The 16,706-nt window shown below is 42.6% G+C and carries 15 protein-coding genes and 2 rRNA genes (1 of these 17 cut by a window edge); 6 read left to right on the forward strand and 11 right to left on the reverse strand.

The features are described from left to right. Together AC3KVK_RS00360 and rrf are read left to right on the forward strand one after the other, a co-directional pair. A 23S ribosomal RNA gene (locus AC3KVK_RS00360) occupies positions 1-1,217 on the forward strand; it begins 1,667 nt to the left of the window's first position. Between the two features lie 130 nt (positions 1,218-1,347). Then, positions 1,348-1,462, forward strand: a 5S ribosomal RNA gene (rrf, locus tag AC3KVK_RS00365). A 56-nt stretch (positions 1,463-1,518) separates the two neighbouring features. On the opposite strand, the gene AC3KVK_RS00370 is transcribed toward rrf, so the two are convergent. Then, positions 1,519-2,349, reverse strand: coding sequence for a CZB domain-containing protein (locus tag AC3KVK_RS00370; RefSeq protein WP_490313352.1), 831 nt, complete (start codon positions 2,347-2,349; stop codon positions 1,519-1,521). Between the two features lie 149 nt (positions 2,350-2,498). Between AC3KVK_RS00370 and AC3KVK_RS00375 the strand changes: the two genes are divergently transcribed. Further along, a complete protein-coding gene (locus AC3KVK_RS00375) occupies positions 2,499-3,647 on the forward strand; it encodes a PA0049 C-terminal domain-containing protein (protein ID WP_490313351.1) in 1,149 nt (382 codons plus the stop codon). Here AC3KVK_RS00375 and AC3KVK_RS00380 read toward each other — a convergent pair. From AC3KVK_RS00380 to lptM, 10 genes are all read right to left on the reverse strand, one after another. Further along, complete coding sequence (locus tag AC3KVK_RS00380) at positions 3,644-4,741, reverse strand: ABC transporter substrate-binding protein (RefSeq protein ID WP_490313350.1); 1,098 nt, start codon at positions 4,739-4,741, stop codon at positions 3,644-3,646. The genes AC3KVK_RS00375 and AC3KVK_RS00380 overlap by 4 nt on opposite strands. Further along, positions 4,704-6,809 carry a tRNA(Met) cytidine acetyltransferase TmcA gene (locus tag AC3KVK_RS00385; protein ID WP_490313349.1) on the reverse strand — a complete coding sequence of 702 codons (2,106 nt, stop codon included), beginning with the start codon at positions 6,807-6,809 and terminating at the stop codon, positions 4,704-4,706. Before AC3KVK_RS00385 ends, AC3KVK_RS00380 begins: the two co-directional genes overlap by 38 nt. Further along, positions 6,810-8,975 (reverse strand): DNA helicase II, encoded by a 2,166-nt coding sequence (gene uvrD, locus AC3KVK_RS00390; RefSeq protein WP_490313348.1) that lies wholly within the window; start codon positions 8,973-8,975, stop codon positions 6,810-6,812. A gap of 172 nt (positions 8,976-9,147) precedes the next feature. After that, entirely contained in the window at positions 9,148-10,092 is a 945-nt protein-coding gene (locus tag AC3KVK_RS00395) for a chemotaxis protein CheV (protein WP_490313347.1), read from the reverse strand. A gap of 92 nt (positions 10,093-10,184) precedes the next feature. After that, complete coding sequence (locus tag AC3KVK_RS00400; RefSeq protein WP_490313355.1) at positions 10,185-10,889, reverse strand: HAD-IA family hydrolase; 705 nt, start codon at positions 10,887-10,889, stop codon at positions 10,185-10,187. Positions 10,890-10,913: 24 nt separating this feature from the next. Then, positions 10,914-11,834, reverse strand: a complete 921-nt coding sequence (xerC, locus tag AC3KVK_RS00405; protein WP_490313346.1) for a tyrosine recombinase XerC — start codon at positions 11,832-11,834, stop codon at positions 10,914-10,916. Beyond that, positions 11,831-12,442: a DUF484 family protein gene (locus tag AC3KVK_RS00410; protein ID WP_490313345.1), complete on the reverse strand. Its 612-nt coding sequence runs from the start codon at positions 12,440-12,442 to the stop codon at positions 11,831-11,833. The genes xerC and AC3KVK_RS00410 overlap by 4 nt, the downstream gene beginning before the upstream one ends. Continuing rightward, a complete protein-coding gene (gene dapF / locus AC3KVK_RS00415) occupies positions 12,439-13,269 on the reverse strand; it encodes a diaminopimelate epimerase (RefSeq protein ID WP_490313344.1) in 831 nt (276 codons plus the stop codon). The genes AC3KVK_RS00410 and dapF overlap by 4 nt, the downstream gene beginning before the upstream one ends. A gap of 26 nt (positions 13,270-13,295) precedes the next feature. Beyond that, positions 13,296-14,546 (reverse strand): diaminopimelate decarboxylase, encoded by a 1,251-nt coding sequence (gene lysA, locus AC3KVK_RS00420; protein WP_490313343.1) that lies wholly within the window; start codon positions 14,544-14,546, stop codon positions 13,296-13,298. Between the two features lies 1 nt (position 14,547). Then, entirely contained in the window at positions 14,548-14,730 is a 183-nt protein-coding gene (lptM, locus tag AC3KVK_RS00425) for an LPS translocon maturation chaperone LptM (protein WP_490313342.1), read from the reverse strand. Between the two features lie 141 nt (positions 14,731-14,871). On the opposite strand from lptM, the gene cyaY reads away from it, so the two are divergent. Genes cyaY through AC3KVK_RS00440 form a run of 3 tightly spaced genes read left to right on the forward strand, consistent with a single transcriptional unit; the run spans position 14,872 to position 16,705 of the window. Then, complete coding sequence (gene cyaY / locus AC3KVK_RS00430) at positions 14,872-15,192, forward strand: iron donor protein CyaY (protein WP_490313341.1); 321 nt, start codon at positions 14,872-14,874, stop codon at positions 15,190-15,192. Continuing rightward, positions 15,192-15,848, forward strand: a complete 657-nt coding sequence (locus tag AC3KVK_RS00435) for an alpha/beta hydrolase (protein ID WP_490313340.1) — start codon at positions 15,192-15,194, stop codon at positions 15,846-15,848. The genes cyaY and AC3KVK_RS00435 overlap by 1 nt, the downstream gene beginning before the upstream one ends. A gap of 20 nt (positions 15,849-15,868) precedes the next feature. Further along, a complete protein-coding gene (locus tag AC3KVK_RS00440; RefSeq protein ID WP_490313339.1) occupies positions 15,869-16,705 on the forward strand; it encodes a DUF2914 domain-containing protein in 837 nt (278 codons plus the stop codon). Position 16,706 lies beyond the last annotated feature (1 nt).

The raw sequence follows: 16,706 nt of genomic DNA on the forward strand, positions 1-16,706 counted from the left end.
CGTAACTTCGGGAGAAGGTACGCTGCTGACGGTGATAGGACTTGCTCCTTAAGCTGTTGGCAGTCACAGTAACCAGGTGGCTGGGACTGTTTATTAAAAACACAGCACTGTGCAAAATCGAAAGATGACGTATACGGTGTGACACCTGCCCGGTGCCGGAAGGTTAATTGATGGGGTTATCTTCGGAGAAGCTCTTGATCGAAGCCCCGGTAAACGGCGGCCGTAACTATAACGGTCCTAAGGTAGCGAAATTCCTTGTCGGGTAAGTTCCGACCTGCACGAATGGTGTAACCATGGCCACGCTGTCTCCACCCGAGACTCAGTGAAATTGAAATCGCAGTGAAGATGCTGTGTACCCGCGGCTAGACGGAAAGACCCCGTGAACCTTTACTACAGCTTGGCACTGAACATTGAACCTACATGTGTAGGATAGGTGGGAGACTTTGAAGCAGCGACGCTAGTTGTTGTGGAGTCGTCCTTGAAATACCACCCTTGTAGTTTTGATGTTCTAACGTAGGCCCCTAATCGGGGTTGCGGACAGTGCCTGGTGGGTAGTTTGACTGGGGCGGTCTCCTCCCAAAGAGTAACGGAGGAGCACGAAGGTTTGCTAAGTACGGTCGGACATCGTACGGTTAGTGTAATGGTAGAAGCAAGCTTAACTGCGAGACGGACAAGTCGAGCAGGTACGAAAGTAGGTCATAGTGATCCGGTGGTTCTGAATGGAAGGGCCATCGCTCAACGGATAAAAGGTACTCCGGGGATAACAGGCTGATACCGCCCAAGAGTTCATATCGACGGCGGTGTTTGGCACCTCGATGTCGGCTCATCACATCCTGGGGCTGAAGTCGGTCCCAAGGGTATGGCTGTTCGCCATTTAAAGTGGTACGCGAGCTGGGTTTAGAACGTCGTGAGACAGTTCGGTCCCTATCTGCCGTGGGCGTTTGAGAATTGAGAGGGGCTGCTCCTAGTACGAGAGGACCGGAGTGGACGAACCGCTGGTGTTCGGGTTGTCATGCCAATGGCACTGCCCGGTAGCTACGTTCGGAATCGATAAGCGCTGAAAGCATCTAAGCGCGAAGCGAGCCTCGAGATGAGTTCTCACTTGGAGTTTAACTCCACTAAAGGGCCGTTGGAGACTACAACGTTGATAGGTAGGATGTGGAAGCGCTGCGAGGCGTTAAGCTAACCTATACTAATTACCCGTGAGGCTTAACCATACAACGCCAAAGTGGTTTGTATGAAGCACTGATGAATAAGCAAGAAGTTAGATAGACTGAAGTAGACAATTTTAAAATCAGCGTTCCGAATTTAGTTTTACGGCGAAAGCGGTAAAACGGCAAAATTTTGCTTGGTGACAATAGCGTTTTGGACCCACCTGATCCCATTCCGAACTCAGTAGTGAAACGAAACAGCGCCGATGGTAGTGTGGGATTACCCATGTGAGAGTAGGACATCGCCAGGCTCCTATTAAGAAAAGCCCGACTCAATGAGTCGGGCTTTTTGCTGTCTATAGTTTAGTTATTCTACTTCAGTTGTTTCTACTTCGGCTTCACAAGGACTAAAAATCGCACTGGAATCAATGATGACACTGTGAGATTTTTCCATTTTAATAAGACCTCGCATCATTTTTCTAGTCTGAGGATCGATATCAAAACCGATACTAGTCAGTTTATCTAGAGGCTTTATATCTGCTTTATCAACACTCACACTATCTTCTACTTTATCAACAAGTAAACCTATGTGAGGGTTTTGACCATCTTTAGTTGTAAAAATAATAATCGGTTTATAATCCAGCATTATCTGTTCACGTGCAGATTCAAATAGCCTCATAAGAAGTGTAAATGTGGTTCTTTTTTCAGTCGCTAAGATTTCTAGTGCCTCATTTTTTTGGCCTTGGCGAACTAAGTTAAGGAGTGTATCTGCTAATGCGTGAATGCGTTTATGGGGCTTGTCGAAACGCTGGAGTATTGATGTTAAATCTTCGTTATCAGTTTTAAAATTATCATACCACCTACCGAATGCGCACTGGTTCGGATCGCGTGCTAAGTTGAATGGTGAGCCTGTTGTAATGCTGTGTTCTAACTCTTTAAACCATTCAATATGATCTTTTTCCCTATTTTGTAGCAAATCTGCAAGGTTTGCATTGGTCACATGGGTTGATTCATTATTGAGGATAAGTCCTAAGTCGAAAATGGGGGTCGGTGATCCCATGTAGTCTTTTACACCTATAAAGCTTTTATTGTTGTTGGGGAGGGATGTTAGATTATTTTCGAATCGTTCAGTTAATAAAATATCAAGGATCTTAAGTGCAATTGTTTTTTGGCCAACCTTGAAGTTTATAAAGTCCATTAGTCCCTCTTTTTTGTTAGCGTTTTATTAATAAAAGCATAGAACATGGATTGAATAATGCTGAATTAATTCTTCTTTTTATCAGGTTTTGTTTTAACCTAAGTTGAAATTGGTTAAGCTGGGAAATATTTAAATTCACTGTTATTGTTATGTTCAAATTACCATTTTTCCTTTCAGCTAGCTTAATCAGCGCAATATCGAATGCGCAGAGTCTTACCATAGAAGAACTTCGTTTAAATGCAGCCTTAAAAGCGTTACCTGCATTGACACAAAAAACAAAACAGGTTGATTCAAAGATTGAAACATTACTTGATAAAAGTAATTTTGCTGCCGTTGTTTATAATGTACGCTCATATGCAGAGCAATTGTGGCAGACAGAAAAGCAAGCTGTACAGCTTGGTTCGCTTGATGATCGAGCATTGTATTGGCAGCGTTTAGCGGGAACTCAAGCTATCAAGAAATATGGCGATTTTTTTTCTGAGTCACAGCGCAGTGTGTTAATTGAAATATTTGAAACAGCCAGTCGCGGACGAACAGAGCTATCGTATTCTAAAGGGGCGACAAAAAAGATTTTATTAACTGGCTTTGACCCATTTTTATTGGATAAGAATATCGCACAGAGTAACCCATCGGGAATAGCGGCATTATTATTAGATGGGCAAGTTATAGAATACAAAGGAATTAGTGCAGAGATTAATACTGTGATGATCCCCGTTCGTTATGAAGATTTTGATCGTGGTGAGATTGAGTCTTTGCTAGCGCCCTTTTATTCAACACAGAGTGTTGATTTGATTGCAACGATTTCAATGGGCCGAGAAAACTTTGATTTAGAGCATTTTCCTGGTAAGCGTCGCAGTGTGACAGCACCCGATAATTTGAATGTTATAACGGGCGCTGATGAATCGAATCCAATTATTCCTTCTCTGGGTGATCTGCCACTGAGTGGCCCTGAATTTGTGAAATACAGCTTGCCGTACAATGCAATGATTAAAGCTACAGGAAAATATAAAGTAATTGATAATCGTGAAGTAGTCATTCAGCAGCAGCCTGAAAATAAAAAATTCTCCCCGCAAAGCTTATCTGAGTTAGACCAAGCTATCGCTGTGAAAGGTGGAGGAGGTGGGTATTTATCAAACGAGATTTCATATCGGAGTATTCGCCTCAAAAACTTATTAGGTTCTGATATTCCAACGGGGCATATTCATACACCACGTATCATAGAATTTAATGAGAAGGAAAACATAGCTGTTACAGCGCAAATTAAAGAGATGCTTCGCTTAACGTTAACTGAAATTTAGCGAGAATAAGACATGTAAACTTGTTTTAAACCTTGTTGAGCATTTTTATTGGAGGTAATTACTAAACCATAAAAGTCGCCAGAGAGGGATGTCAGTTTTTCCATCAAACATGCTTGGGTTAAATGGCGTCCACAACTTGAAGCGGCTTCTATGAATACTTTAGCATTAATGAATCCTTCAAAGCTCACTTGATTAAATTCTGTTAGCCCGTTTTTTTTGGCTAGCTCCCTAAACTCTATGCATATTACTAAATCGCATGTTGATGGGTCAGGCACTACTTCAGAAACAACTATATCGCTCGGGTACTTGATTTGTTTGAATAGCTCTTTGCTAGAAACAAACGACACAGTGGCAAACGTTGGTTTAAATTGATGTTCAAAGCCCAAGTTGATTAGCTCACTGAGAGGTTTGTATGTGCCAACCAGGCTTACAGCTTCAAGATCATGTTGCGCTAAGGTGAGTAATGCTGCTTTGATATCTGAGGTGTTGCGCCTAAATCGGGTGGTGATCACTGGTTTTATTTGGTGTTCTTCTAGAGCTTTATAAAGCGCCTCTTCGAGAGCTAAACCAAACTCATCGGCTTGAATTAATAAGCCAATTTTAGTGTATTTTCGCGAGTTAACTAAGTAGTCTATTTGAGCGAGTGCTTCTTGCTGGTAACTCGCTCTTAAATTATAAATATTCGGGCGAGCTTGTGAACGTAAGAAGCCAGCACCAGTAAAAGGCATTAAATAAGGAACTTGACTGCTAGCTAATAAGGGAAGAATCGCATGTGAGGTTGGCGTTCCGACATAACCAAACAAGGCAAAGATTTCTTTTTTTAGCAATAATGAGCGTGTGTTTTCTACTGTTCTAATGGGTTCATAGCCGTCATCAAGGCTAATTACTTTAATTTCTCGACCAAACACACCACCTTGGCGATTGATTTCATCAAAATACAAATATGAGCCTTGTTTAATATGCTGCCCTAATTGCTTTGACGGACCTGATAAGGCATTAGACATACCTAAAGTGATCGAGTTGTGAGTGATACCAAACTCAGCCGCATATACAGGGCTAAGTAGGAATATGATTGTGATGAAACAGCGTATCAAATTGAGCCTCGACTAATGAAAACCACTCGTTTATCGCTTCTTTTATATTAAGCTGTAATGATTTTTTACCATTGATATTTAACTCTAAAGCGATAGTGTGTAATGCTTTCTTTTGTAATATTAGCTTAATTAGTATTGCTTGCGAGTTTTCAGAGCATTCATTGAGTAAATGATGAGTGTGCCAGAGTAAACGCCAACAACTTGCGAAACAATCAGCAAATAGTAGTGGTCCGTTTAAATATCGCTGTACAATAAGCGCATCCTCAACCTGTGCGAGGTCATACTTTGTATGAGTAAGTATTTGCAGCACTAATCGGGGGTCGATCTCGTGTAAGTGATGCATTAAGTTTAATGGTAAATCGCGATTAAACTGAATATTTTGTTGATTCAACAATGCATTGCTCTGTGAGAGGGTTTTGGCCATTAAGCATGCATGCTCTCCACTTATATGATCTTTACTAAAACCAATTTTGCATAAATTATAGCCTTGGCTTTGCCAAAAGTTAACTAAGTCGGCATGTCCGCCAAAGCTTGCACCTATCAGGCTGATTTTTTTTGCTAGCGAATCCTCAATGAACGAGAGCAGCTTGCGACCTATCTGTTGGCGTTGTAGCTGAGGTTGCACAGCAATACGAACAACTCGTGCCATGGGGTGCTGTAAATCACGGCTATCACCAGTCAATTGCGCAAGAGTCTGTGCCATCAAATGCCCTTTTGGTCTACGCGCGCCTTTGATAATTTGTTGGCTTAATGTATCACTCAGCAGGCCTTCTTGTTGTACTAAGGCGGTGGCTAACACTTGGTGATGAAGTGTTGCGATAAATATCTTAAGTCCTGATGCATCAAGTAAATGGCGCAAGTCATTGGCTGTCGTTTGGTAATGAGCCATGACGAGTAAAGCAAAAACTTGCTTGAGCAGGGCTTCATCTTGACTCAATTGTTTTTGGGAGACTAATGAAAACTGAGGCGTACCATTTACTTGAACCTCGGAAGGTTCAGCATTGAGGCATAACAACTGATTGATGTGTTGTTCAAGTGGATCTTGAGTAGCAAACCGAATGGGCTGGCTGAATGAGATAAAATGAGCCGCTGGAAAGTGTTGTGTTAAGTAGGGGCAAAAACGAAGCGTGAATCCTCGCCCTGATCCTTCATAACCATGTTCTGTGGTGGCAAAAATAACTCGATTAAATGTATGCAGTACTTTGATTAAAAAAGGCACAGGTAAAGACGCTGCTTCATCTATGAGTAAAATATCAATCTGGTTGTGATGTTCAAATAATTGATCTGGCGGAATAAATTGCAATGTCCTGGCAGAGGGAAGATCTTGCTTATCAAGAGATGACAATTGCTGTTTATAAAACTTAAATGTTGTTTCCACCGCGCGTTTCTGGGCGGCGCAAATGATAACGCGTTTCCCCTTACTTGTTAACGTAGCTGCGGTGATCCCCAAAGCCGCAGATTTCCCCCGGCCGCGATCGGCTCTTAATAATACCGGGCGATTGGCACGACCTAGGGCATATTTTTGTAGCGTGTATAGTGCTGATTGTTGTTCGCTAAGCGGATCTTCATCGGGGTGGGGAGAAATAGAAGGAATTCGCAGACCATTATACTGATCGTAAAACATGCACTGACAGCTGTTTAGTCGTTGGCTTAACCGAGTGTTAAAGTTGCTATTTGTATTAGTCTGTTCAGCAGATTGATATGAATAAAAATGTGGGTCGATAAAGGTCTTTAATTCAGCGTTGCGCGGAAGCAAAAGTATCAATAACCCACCCGCAGTGACAGTCCCTGATACAGCGGCGAGTAAATTTGGTTTCAGACCAGAAAAGCCATCGTAAATAACATGCTGATGCTCTTGTCCAAGCAATTGATGGGTATGCTCGGGCCAAATCGACTGCTGTAACAACGCATTATTACTCAGAACTAGCGGGAGACTTAAATAATCTTCACAAAACTGGAGAGCATGTTGGTAAACCCAATCTTGCTCACCTGTGATGACTAATAGTTGTCGATGGCGGTTATTCGCCAGCTGCGATAAGTAGTCTTTGATCTGAATACTAAGCGGCATTTACAAACTCTGCAGCCTAGCGTAAGCAGTGACCAGCCATTTAGTACCGACATCATCAAAGGCAACCTGAATGCGTGATTGCGCACCTGTACCTTCATAATTGAGGACAGTTCCTTCACCAAACTTAGTATGAAGCACACGCTGGCCTAAATTAAAGCCTGTATCTTCAAAAGCGGCATGACTCATGGCCGAACTAAAGCGATTGCTCGCTTGCGGGCGTGTTACTTGAGTTTTAATGCGGATTTCTTCAATGCACTGTTCTGGTATTTCGCGTAAAAAGCGTGATGGACTATGGTATTTCTCTTGGCCGTAGAGTCGTCGTGTTTCAGCATGGCTAATGTAGAGTTTTTCCATGGCCCGCGTCATGCCAACATAGCAAAGCCGGCGCTCTTCTTCGAGGCGACCCGATTCTTCGTTACTTTGTTGTGATGGGAACATTCCTTCTTCTACGCCAGCCATAAATACTAATGGAAATTCAAGTCCTTTGGCGGAGTGGAGCGTCATCATTTGCACGGCATCTTCGTGCTCTTCAGCTTGGCCCTCTCCCGATTCTAAGGCGGTATAAGATAAAAACCCTGTCAGAGGCGAGGCGAATTCTTCTTCGGCGGGGAGTTCAAATTGACCGCAAGCATTGATTAATTCTTCTAAGTTTTCAATCCGAGCGCGACCTTTTTCGCCTTTTTCGGCTTGATACATGGCCATTAAGCCTGAGGTATGAATGGTGTATTTCGCTTGTTCTTCAAGATTGAGTTCTTGAATGTTTTCTTCTATTTGCTCGATTAAATTAACAAAGGCAGTAATCGCCGATGCTGCACGGCCAGTTAAGTGTTTTTGCTCTATCAGGGTTTTCGCAGCGTACCACAGGGGGAGTGATTCATTACGTGCGCAGTCGCGAACTAAGCTTAGTGTACGATCACCAATACCTCGGGTTGGGGTGTTGATAATACGCTCAAAAGCAGCATCGTCTTGGCGATTTCCAATTAAGCGCAAGTAAGACAATGCATCTTTGATTTCTTGACGTTCGAAGAAGCGCATGCCGCCATAAATTCGATATTTTAAGCCTTCTTGTAATAAAGCCTCTTCTAAAATTCGAGATTGCGCATTATTACGATATAAAATGGCGCTGTCTTGTAAAGCATTGCCCGCATTGAGCCAAGAGCGGATCTTGCCGACAATAAAGCGCGCTTCATCTAACTCATTGTAAGCAGCATAAATAGAAATTGGCTCGCCTTCATTGCCATCCGTCCATAAGCTTTTGCCCATTCGTTCAGAGTTATTGGCGATAAGTGCATTGGCAGCTTTCAGTATGGTACTGGTTGAGCGGTAGTTCTGTTCAAGGCGAATCGTTTGCGCATTAAAGTCGCTTAAAAAGCGACGAATGTTCTCAATTTTTGCGCCGCGCCAACCGTAAATAGATTGATCGTCATCACCGACTATCATGACATTGCCACCTTGGCCTGCGAGCAGTTTCAGCCAAGCATATTGAATGGTGTTGGTATCTTGGAATTCGTCAACCAGCATATGCGGAAAGCGCTGTTGGTAGTGACGTAGTAACGTCGGTTGGGTGTTCAGTAGTTCGTAACAGCGTAATAATATTTCAGCAAAATCGACTAAACCTGCGCGGTCACACGCATCTTGATAAGCGGTATAAATATTTAAAAACATCTGCTCATTCATATCATACGCTTTGATATCTTTGGGGCGTAATCCTTCGTCTTTTTTTGCACTGATATACCAAGAAACTTGCTTGGGTGGCCATTTTTTATCGTCTATATTCATTGCTTTAAGTAAGCGCTTGATCATGCGTTGTTGATCATCAGAATCGAGAATTTGAAAGGCCTCTGGTAAGTTGGCTTCACGGTGATGCGCACGCAAAATACGATGTGACAAGCCATGAAAAGTGCCAATCCACATCCCGCCAGCAGAAGTGCTGATGGTCTCTTCGACGCGCGAGCGCATTTCTTTCGCTGCTTTATTGGTAAATGTGACGGCAAAGATGCTGTAGGGTGACGCATGTTCAACTTGCATCAACCAAGCGATACGATGGACGAGTACTCGGGTTTTGCCAGAGCCCGCACCTGCGAGAACCAGCATGTTTTGTAATGGCGCAGCAACAGCATCGCGCTGTTTATCATTTAAGCCATCGAGTAATTCAGAAACGTCCATCAGTATACCTTTTTCAATTCTTGTGTTGGCAGTATAACAGGAGTTTTTAATGGGCTAAATAAAATACTGTTTTTATGAACAGTTGTGTGAGGGAGGAGCAAAAAAGATTACCAGTGAAAGCCCTAATGAGCGAAGAAGTCCTGACAAGGTATCACTTAAGGAATGTCATTGATTACTCATTTAAAGTTTGTTTTAAGCGATTTTGAACGGTTTCAACTAGCCTATCGGGCTGAAATTTAGATAAAAAGGCATTACACCCCACTTTTTCGACCATGGCTTCGTTAAAACTGCCACTCAGAGAGGTATTGAGCACAACAAATAGATTTTTTAGTTTAGGGTGATTGCGGATTTCAAAAGTTAGGCGATAACCATCCATAACAGGCATCTCTGCATCCGTGATTACCATTAAAAACTCTTTCTCAACGTCTATGCCTTCATCAGCCCACGATTTCAACAAATCAAAAGCTTCTTGACCATTTTGAGTGGGGATAATTTCAATCCCTAATTGGGAGAGTGTGTCTTTGACTTGGCGTCTGGCTGTTGGAGAGTCGTCAGCGTGTAATACCTTTCGGCCCGCAAATTTATCAACAATATCGGGATCTAAGATCCCTTCAGAAATTTCGACTGTGTATTCGACTATTTCCGCTAACACTTTTTCTACATCGATAATAGAGACTAATTCTTGAGTACCGTTTCGCTCTAATTTGGTGAGGGCGGTTAGATAATGATTTTTACCGATACTGGATGGCGGCGGCATAATGTTTGACCAAGTCATATTAACAATTTGGTCGACTTTACCGACTAAAAACCCTTGCACGGTTCGGTTATATTCAGTGATGACTAAATTGCAGTCGTCGCCATGTTCAATCGGTGGCAGGTTTATCGCCTGGCGTAAATCAATCACTGGAATTGATTCATTACGAATATTCGCAACTCCAGAGATTTTAGGGTGAGCATTCGGCAACACGCTGAGTTTTGGTAATTTAACGACTTCTTTTACTTTAAATACGTTTAAAGCAAATAGGTTGCGACCATGGAGGTGAAACAGGAGCAACTCAAGACGGTTTTCACCGACTAGCTGGGTACGTTGATTAACGGAATCGAGAACACCTGCCATGTTATACCACACTACATAAAGTCATTATTCCTATAGTTTAATACGATTTACACATAAACCTAATTTATTCCCATAATTTTTGTTGTGCACGTTTAAACAATCATCTCTAAAGCTAAGACATCTGTAATTGAAATATGGGCTAGCCCTTTGTACTGGTATTGGATTGCTTGGTTATCTAACCAGACAGACATACAGCCCGCATTATTTGCACCTTGTACATCGGTATCAAGGCTATCACCGACATGTAAAATACTGTTTAGTGGTACGTTAAAATGCTGGGCAGCTTGCTGAAATAAATCAGAGGCGGGTTTCGCTTTACCATCGCGACCGGCCATTAAGACTAAATCAAATATCCCCTTTAGGTTAAAAAGCTCAACATCAACATTACCATTCGTGATGGCAATTACTTTATAGTGTTTTTTTAGTCGGGTGAGCAAAGATAACACGGTTTCATCGACGACAATTTGACTACGCGCATTGGCAAATGCTTGGTAGGCTTGTGTTGCGTGATGCTCTGTGTCTTGAAATGTGTATCCTATTTTTTGCAAAGCAAACCTAAGGGTTTGTTGGCGCCATGAGGTCACATTATCCACAATATCTGGTTGATGTTCAGCAACGATATCGCGGCATTTCGCCCAAAAATTTGCTGGTTGCTGTTGCCATAATGTCAATTCATTAAGGTAATCGAGCTGCGCTTGGACGGCGGCTTTGATTATTGGGTGATTGTTATAAAGGGTATCGTCTAAATCAAAGCTGATTACTTTAACTGGGTTAATTTTCTTATAAATTTGCACAATACATAACCTTATATGAAAGCTAGATTAAGAACGATTTTTTTTAGCTCGAGGGTGGGTATTGTCGTACACCTTGGCTAAATGTTGAAAATCTAAATGGGTATAGACTTGGGTCGCTGAGAGGCTACTGTGCCCGAGTAACTCTTGCACTGCACGCAAATCGCCACTTGATTCTAACATGTGGGATGCAAATGAGTGGCGCAATTTATGTGGGTGAATACGACTGCTGATCCCTTGATTCGCACCCCACTGATTCATTCTAGTGCGAACTTGGCGTGTAGAAATGCGTAACTTCTTTTTACTTAAGAACAGAGCTTGCTCATCGGGCATCGCAAATTCCCCACGACATTGTAGCCATTGCTGCAAGGCCTCGATAGCTTGACGACCTATCGGTAAAATGCGTTCTTTATTACCTTTACCTAAAACACGGATTTCAGCAAGAGCTAAGTCTACATCCTGTAAGTTTGCGTTCACCAACTCGCTAACTCGCAATCCTGAAGAGTACATTAATTCCATCATTGCTTTGTCACGAAAGCCTAAGCTATCTTCTGGAGTCATTTCGAGGAGTTGATGCATTTGATCCACATCGAGATTTTTAGGAAGCGGGCGTTGAAATTTTGGGCCTCGAATCCCCTGAGCTGGATTGACTAGCTCAGTTTTTTTGATTTGCAGATATTTGTAAAAACTGCGAACACATGAGAGTTTTAAGTTAATCGTGCGAGCGTTTAAATTGCGGGCTTTTAAACTCATGCTATAGGCTCTGAGTTGTTCTGGTTGGACGGTGAGCCAGTTATCGGCCTTATCTTGTAAGAAGCATCCGATTTCTTGAAGTTGTAAGCGATATTGTAACAGCGTATGTTTGGAGTAATTTTTCTCATATTTGAGGTATTGAATAAATACCTCAATGCCATTGAGCCAACTTGCCTTTAGTCTTTGCGGTTCACTCATACGAAGTCAGCGAGTTTAGTGTGTAGTGCTTTGACAAACTCATTAATAAAGAAGCTATCTTGTGACGGTTCGAAGTGGATCGGATCATTACTCGCAAACGCTAGGACAGCCAAAGGCGTTTGAGTATCGCCAATCAAATAAAGTGCGACAGACTGGCATTCTTGATCAAATAATAATGCTTGTTCTTGTTGGTTAATACGGCCTAAATAGCAAGGAGATGAACTTAAGCGGTGAGTGACAATACTGGCTAAATCATCATGGTATTGCAGCAATTTGCATTCGCAAATATCAAGGTTCGCACTGATGAGGGCGACTAAATTATTGGCTAAGTCAGCAAAGTTATCATGCATCATTAAATGGCGATGACACGAACTAAACACCTGATAAATTTGCTCACTGCGACGAGCATGCAAAGTAAGTGTATCGAGCTGCAATTGTTGCTGTTGTAGTTGTTCTTTTAGACGTTTGTGTTGATGCCCTTGTAACGATATAGAGCCCGTTTCACTGTGGTATATATTAAGCGTATCGAGTAGTTGCGGGTGCTCTACTAGAAAATCAGGGTGTGAAACTAAATAATCGGACACCTCTTTTGCGGTTAAATGGCTCATAATGCGATTTGTCCATCAAATACATGCTCTGCAGGTCCGGTCATACGCACGCTATGCCCTTCTCCTTGCCAGCGCACTTGTAACGTGCCACCAGGCAGGTCAACACGCACATGGGCGGCGAGTTTTTTTTGTAAAATACCAATCACCACAGCTGCGCACGCACCCGTGCCACAAGCAAGAGTTTCGCCTGCACCGCGCTCCCACACTCGCAATTTGATATGTTCAGGTGAGATCACTTGCATAAAACCAATATTGGCTTTTTGTGTAAAGCGTTCATGATTTTCTAGGGCTGGGCCTAAAGTTTCAACTGGCGCTGTGTCAATATCATCGACCAGTAGCACGCAATGTGGGTTGCCCATCGAGACTGCTCCACAAAACACAGTATGGTCACCTGCACGGAAAATATACGTGGTTTCACGTTTTGTTGCTTTAAATGGAATCTCGCTAGGTTCAAACTTAGGGTGACCCATATTGACACTGACTAAGCCATCTTTTTCAATATGCAGGGTAATATTTCCAGACTTAGTCGAAACCGTCACCTTATGCCGATTGGTTAAGCCTTTCATCCGCACAAAGCGAGCAAAACAGCGGGCACCGTTACCACATTGCTCAACTTCATTGCCATCGGCGTTGAATATCCGATAGTGGAAATCTAAATCTGGATCATAAGGAGCTTCGACCATTAACAATTGGTCAAAACCAATGCCAAAGTGTCGATTGGCTAATTTAATGATTTGATCGCGCGAAATAAACACATTTTGGGTGACATTATCAATCACCATAAAATCGTTGCCGAGTCCGTGCATTTTTGAAAAGTGAACTAACATAAAAGCCTTTTATTATCACACACCAGCTAAGCAGGTAGCGTGTTTTCTCCTTGGTATAAATCTGCAATGGTTTCACGCTTTCTGATCACATGAACGGTTTCACCGTCGACCATAATTTCTGCCACACGAGGGCGAGAGTTATAATTAGAACTCATGGTAAATCCGTAGGCTCCAGCACTTCTCACTGCTAAAAGATCCCCTTGAGCTAAACATAAAGCACGATCTTTACCTAAAAAATCACCCGTTTCGCAAACAGGACCGACGATATCGTATTGGTGAGTCTCGCCATCACGAGGAGTGATAGGGATAATGTTTTGCCAGGCCTGATAAAGCGATGGGCGCAGTAAATCATTCATGCCCGCATCAACGATGGCAAAATGTTTACCTTGGTTTTGCTTTAAATACTCGACTTGAGTGACTAAAATGCCCGCATTCGCTGCAATGGCGCGACCAGGCTCGAATATCAGTTCAAGATCAGGGAAGTTCGACAGGCGCTCGGTTAATTGGTTCACATAGGTGCTTGGGTGAGGAGGCTCTTCAGCTAAATAAGCGACTCCTAAGCCTCCGCCAACATCTAAGTGTTTGAGGGTGATCCCCTGGTTTGCTAGTTGTGTAACGATGGCCAGTACTTTGTCTAAAGCCGCTAAAAAAGGCTCAACTTCAGTTAATTGCGAGCCAATATGAAAATCAATTCCTTGAATATCAATACCGGGTAATTGTGCCGCATGTTGGTAAACCTCCAGTGCGCGACTGATGGCAATGCCAAATTTATTTTCTTTAAGCCCAGTCGAGATGTAGGGATGGGTTTTTGCATCGATATCTGGGTTTACCCGAATTGAAATAGGCGCTATTTTGCCTTCTTGACTGGCAACGTGAGAAATACGCTCTAGTTCAGCTTCTGATTCAACATTAAAACATTTAATTCCTAAAGAAAGGGCATAACTAATTTCGGTTGCTGTTTTAGCGACACCAGAAAAAACCACTTTACGAGTATCGCCACCTGCAGCAACAACCCGCGCAAGTTCACCTTGAGACACAATATCAAAGCCTGAACCTAAACGTGCCAATACATTCAGCACGGCTAAGTTAGAGTTTGCTTTGACCGCATAACAAACTAAATGCTGGTGGTTGGCTGCTGCGTCGGTGAACGCTTTATAATGACGCTCAAGAGTGGCGCGAGAATAGACATAACACGGAGTACCAAATTGCTGAGCAATCTCATTAACACTTACGGATTCCGTAAAGAGCGTATTTTCTCGGTAATTAAAATAATCCATGTTACTTTTCCTTTGTTAGCGTATCTGTCGCAGCAGCTTCATTAGTCGGCGCAGGCTTCTCTTGCTTGTGCACATTAATAGGTTGCTCATCAGGTAAATAAAGGGGGCCACTTTGGCCACAAGCCAAAATAACCATCGATAAGCTTAAAATAGTACAGACACGAACCAATTTTTTCTGTTGCATAGTGTTTCTTTAGATAAAAGTATTTACTGACGAGTTACGCTCTTTATAATCGCAGAGTAACAGAAATCAGATAAAAAGCAGCCAGTCGACTAATTTTATTTTATCGATTTTAGTCGCATTATTTCAGAATAAGGAAAAGCCATGACTGATCATGAGTACCACGAGTTGGTTGATGCCGTAATGTTGACCCTTGAAGAGCAAATAGAAGAATGTGAAGTCGATTTAGATTATGAATCTGCTGCTGGGATTTTAGAGATTATTTTCCCTAATCAAACAAAAATTATTTTGAATAAACAAACGCCATTGCATCAAATTTGGGTAGCGACAAAGTTTAATGGTCACCACTTTGAGTTGCGTGATGGGGTATGGATTGATAACCGATCAGGTTCTGAATTTTGGCAATTTATGTCTGAAGCAACTTCTCGTCAAGCTGACGCAAAAATTGAATGGGTGGCAAACTAATGGCGTTAGAAGCAGTTGTTTGTCAGCCCGTTGCCACACATAGTGCAACCGTAATTTGGCTTCATGGCTTAGGAGATTCAGGAGAGGGTTTTGCGCCTATCGTACCAGAATTGAAACTACCCAATGAACTAGGGGTTAAATTTATTTTTCCACATGCACCGATTCAAGCTGTCACAATAAATGGTGGCATGAAAATGCGCTCATGGTATGACATCGTTTCATTTGATCTAGATAAAAGAGCCGATGAGCAAGGTGTGAGAGAATCGGCAGCTAAAGTTGAGCAACTGATAGAACAAGAGCTGGCATCTGGTATTGCAGCTGATAAAATTATTTTGGCCGGCTTTTCGCAGGGTGGCGTGATAGCGCTACATTTAGCGCCGCGTTTTCACCAAGCATTAGGCGGAATTATGGCGCTATCTACCTATATGTGTGCACCATCAAAATTTGCCAATGAAGCCGTACACACAGACCTAAATGTCTTAATGGTGCATGGCAGTTTAGATGAAGTGGTGCCGATGGAAGCAGGAAAACAAGCGTTTGATGTGTTATGCAGTAATGGGCTTAACGCTAAATGGCATGATTACCCGATGGCGCATCAGGTGTGCGGTGAAGAAATCGCCTTGATCCGCCAATGGCTAATTGAGCGGCTTAATTAATTCGCTAACAGGAGTACCCAATGGGACAAAAAATTGTTGTCACTGCAAATGTAAAAGCTCATAGCGCTGATTCTAAAAAACTGACTCCAGTTAAAGTGAGTTATCAGTGGCATTGGCGACGTATTATTTTGGCCGGTGGTGTACTGATCATACTGTCCTTTGCAGCAATTGAGGGGGCTTTCTCTGTGGTGAATGCGAATGAAACGTATGAAATCGCACCTTCGATTTCCCTTGATACTTCAGTTACTGAAGAAACACTTGTGCAGGAGCTGACGCCCGCTGTTGACCATGCCGCAGCTCTGAACATAGTGGAACATGAAGGAATCGCAGATCAAAGCATTGAGGTATTGGAGTCGCCAACAGAGCAAACACAAATTGTTGAGCAAGTTGCTGAACCGAGCGGTGCAATCATTGAAGTATCTCCTGAAAAGGAAGCGCTTCAAGGACAAGATCATATCCCTCAATTAATGGTCGCTGAGTTAAGCCCTGTTTCACGCGGAGTGTATATTGATACCAGTGTGGTGAGCCGCGCGGTGTTGACGCGGTCCGTTCAGGAACGAGAGCCCATCGATGTATTACCGAGTGAGGTTTATACTGATGAGTTTGAAGAAAAGCTGTATTTCTTTACTGAATTGAATAACTTTACACCCCAGCAAGTGACGCATGTTTGGCAATATGATGGCAAAACAATGGCCGAGATCCCCCTCGATATCAGCTCAAATCATTTTCGAACTTTTTCATCGAAAAATATCATGAATACACTCACGGGTGATTGGACCGTGCAATTGCGTGATAGCGAACAAAAAGTCTTGGCTGAAAAGTCATTTCGAATTATTAATAAACAACGAAATTTATAAA

The sequence above is a fragment of the Pseudoalteromonas sp. J2K-J979 genome (assembly GCF_058169715.2).

What these genes read in the sequence shown, in the direction of transcription:
- cyaY (WP_490313341.1), top strand. Translation starts at nt 14,872, where the DNA reads ATGACTGATCATGAGTACCACGAGTTGGTTGATGCCGTAATGTTGACC.
- uvrD (WP_490313348.1), bottom strand. Translation starts at nt 8,975, where the DNA reads ATGGACGTTTCTGAATTACTCGATGGCTTAAATGATAAACAGCGCGAT.
- AC3KVK_RS00435 (WP_490313340.1), top strand. Translation starts at nt 15,192, where the DNA reads ATGGCGTTAGAAGCAGTTGTTTGTCAGCCCGTTGCCACACATAGTGCA.
- lptM (WP_490313342.1), bottom strand. Translation starts at nt 14,730, where the DNA reads ATGCAACAGAAAAAATTGGTTCGTGTCTGTACTATTTTAAGCTTATCG.
- AC3KVK_RS00395 (WP_490313347.1), bottom strand. Translation starts at nt 10,092, where the DNA reads ATGGCAGGTGTTCTCGATTCCGTTAATCAACGTACCCAGCTAGTCGGT.
- AC3KVK_RS00440 (WP_490313339.1), top strand. Translation starts at nt 15,869, where the DNA reads ATGGGACAAAAAATTGTTGTCACTGCAAATGTAAAAGCTCATAGCGCT.
- AC3KVK_RS00370 (WP_490313352.1), bottom strand. Translation starts at nt 2,349, where the DNA reads ATGGACTTTATAAACTTCAAGGTTGGCCAAAAAACAATTGCACTTAAG.
- xerC (WP_490313346.1), bottom strand. Translation starts at nt 11,834, where the DNA reads ATGAGTGAACCGCAAAGACTAAAGGCAAGTTGGCTCAATGGCATTGAG.
- lysA (WP_490313343.1), bottom strand. Translation starts at nt 14,546, where the DNA reads ATGGATTATTTTAATTACCGAGAAAATACGCTCTTTACGGAATCCGTA.
- AC3KVK_RS00385 (WP_490313349.1), bottom strand. Translation starts at nt 6,809, where the DNA reads ATGCCGCTTAGTATTCAGATCAAAGACTACTTATCGCAGCTGGCGAAT.
- AC3KVK_RS00410 (WP_490313345.1), bottom strand. Translation starts at nt 12,442, where the DNA reads ATGAGCCATTTAACCGCAAAAGAGGTGTCCGATTATTTAGTTTCACAC.
- AC3KVK_RS00375 (WP_490313351.1), top strand. Translation starts at nt 2,499, where the DNA reads ATGTTCAAATTACCATTTTTCCTTTCAGCTAGCTTAATCAGCGCAATA.
- dapF (WP_490313344.1), bottom strand. Translation starts at nt 13,269, where the DNA reads ATGTTAGTTCACTTTTCAAAAATGCACGGACTCGGCAACGATTTTATG.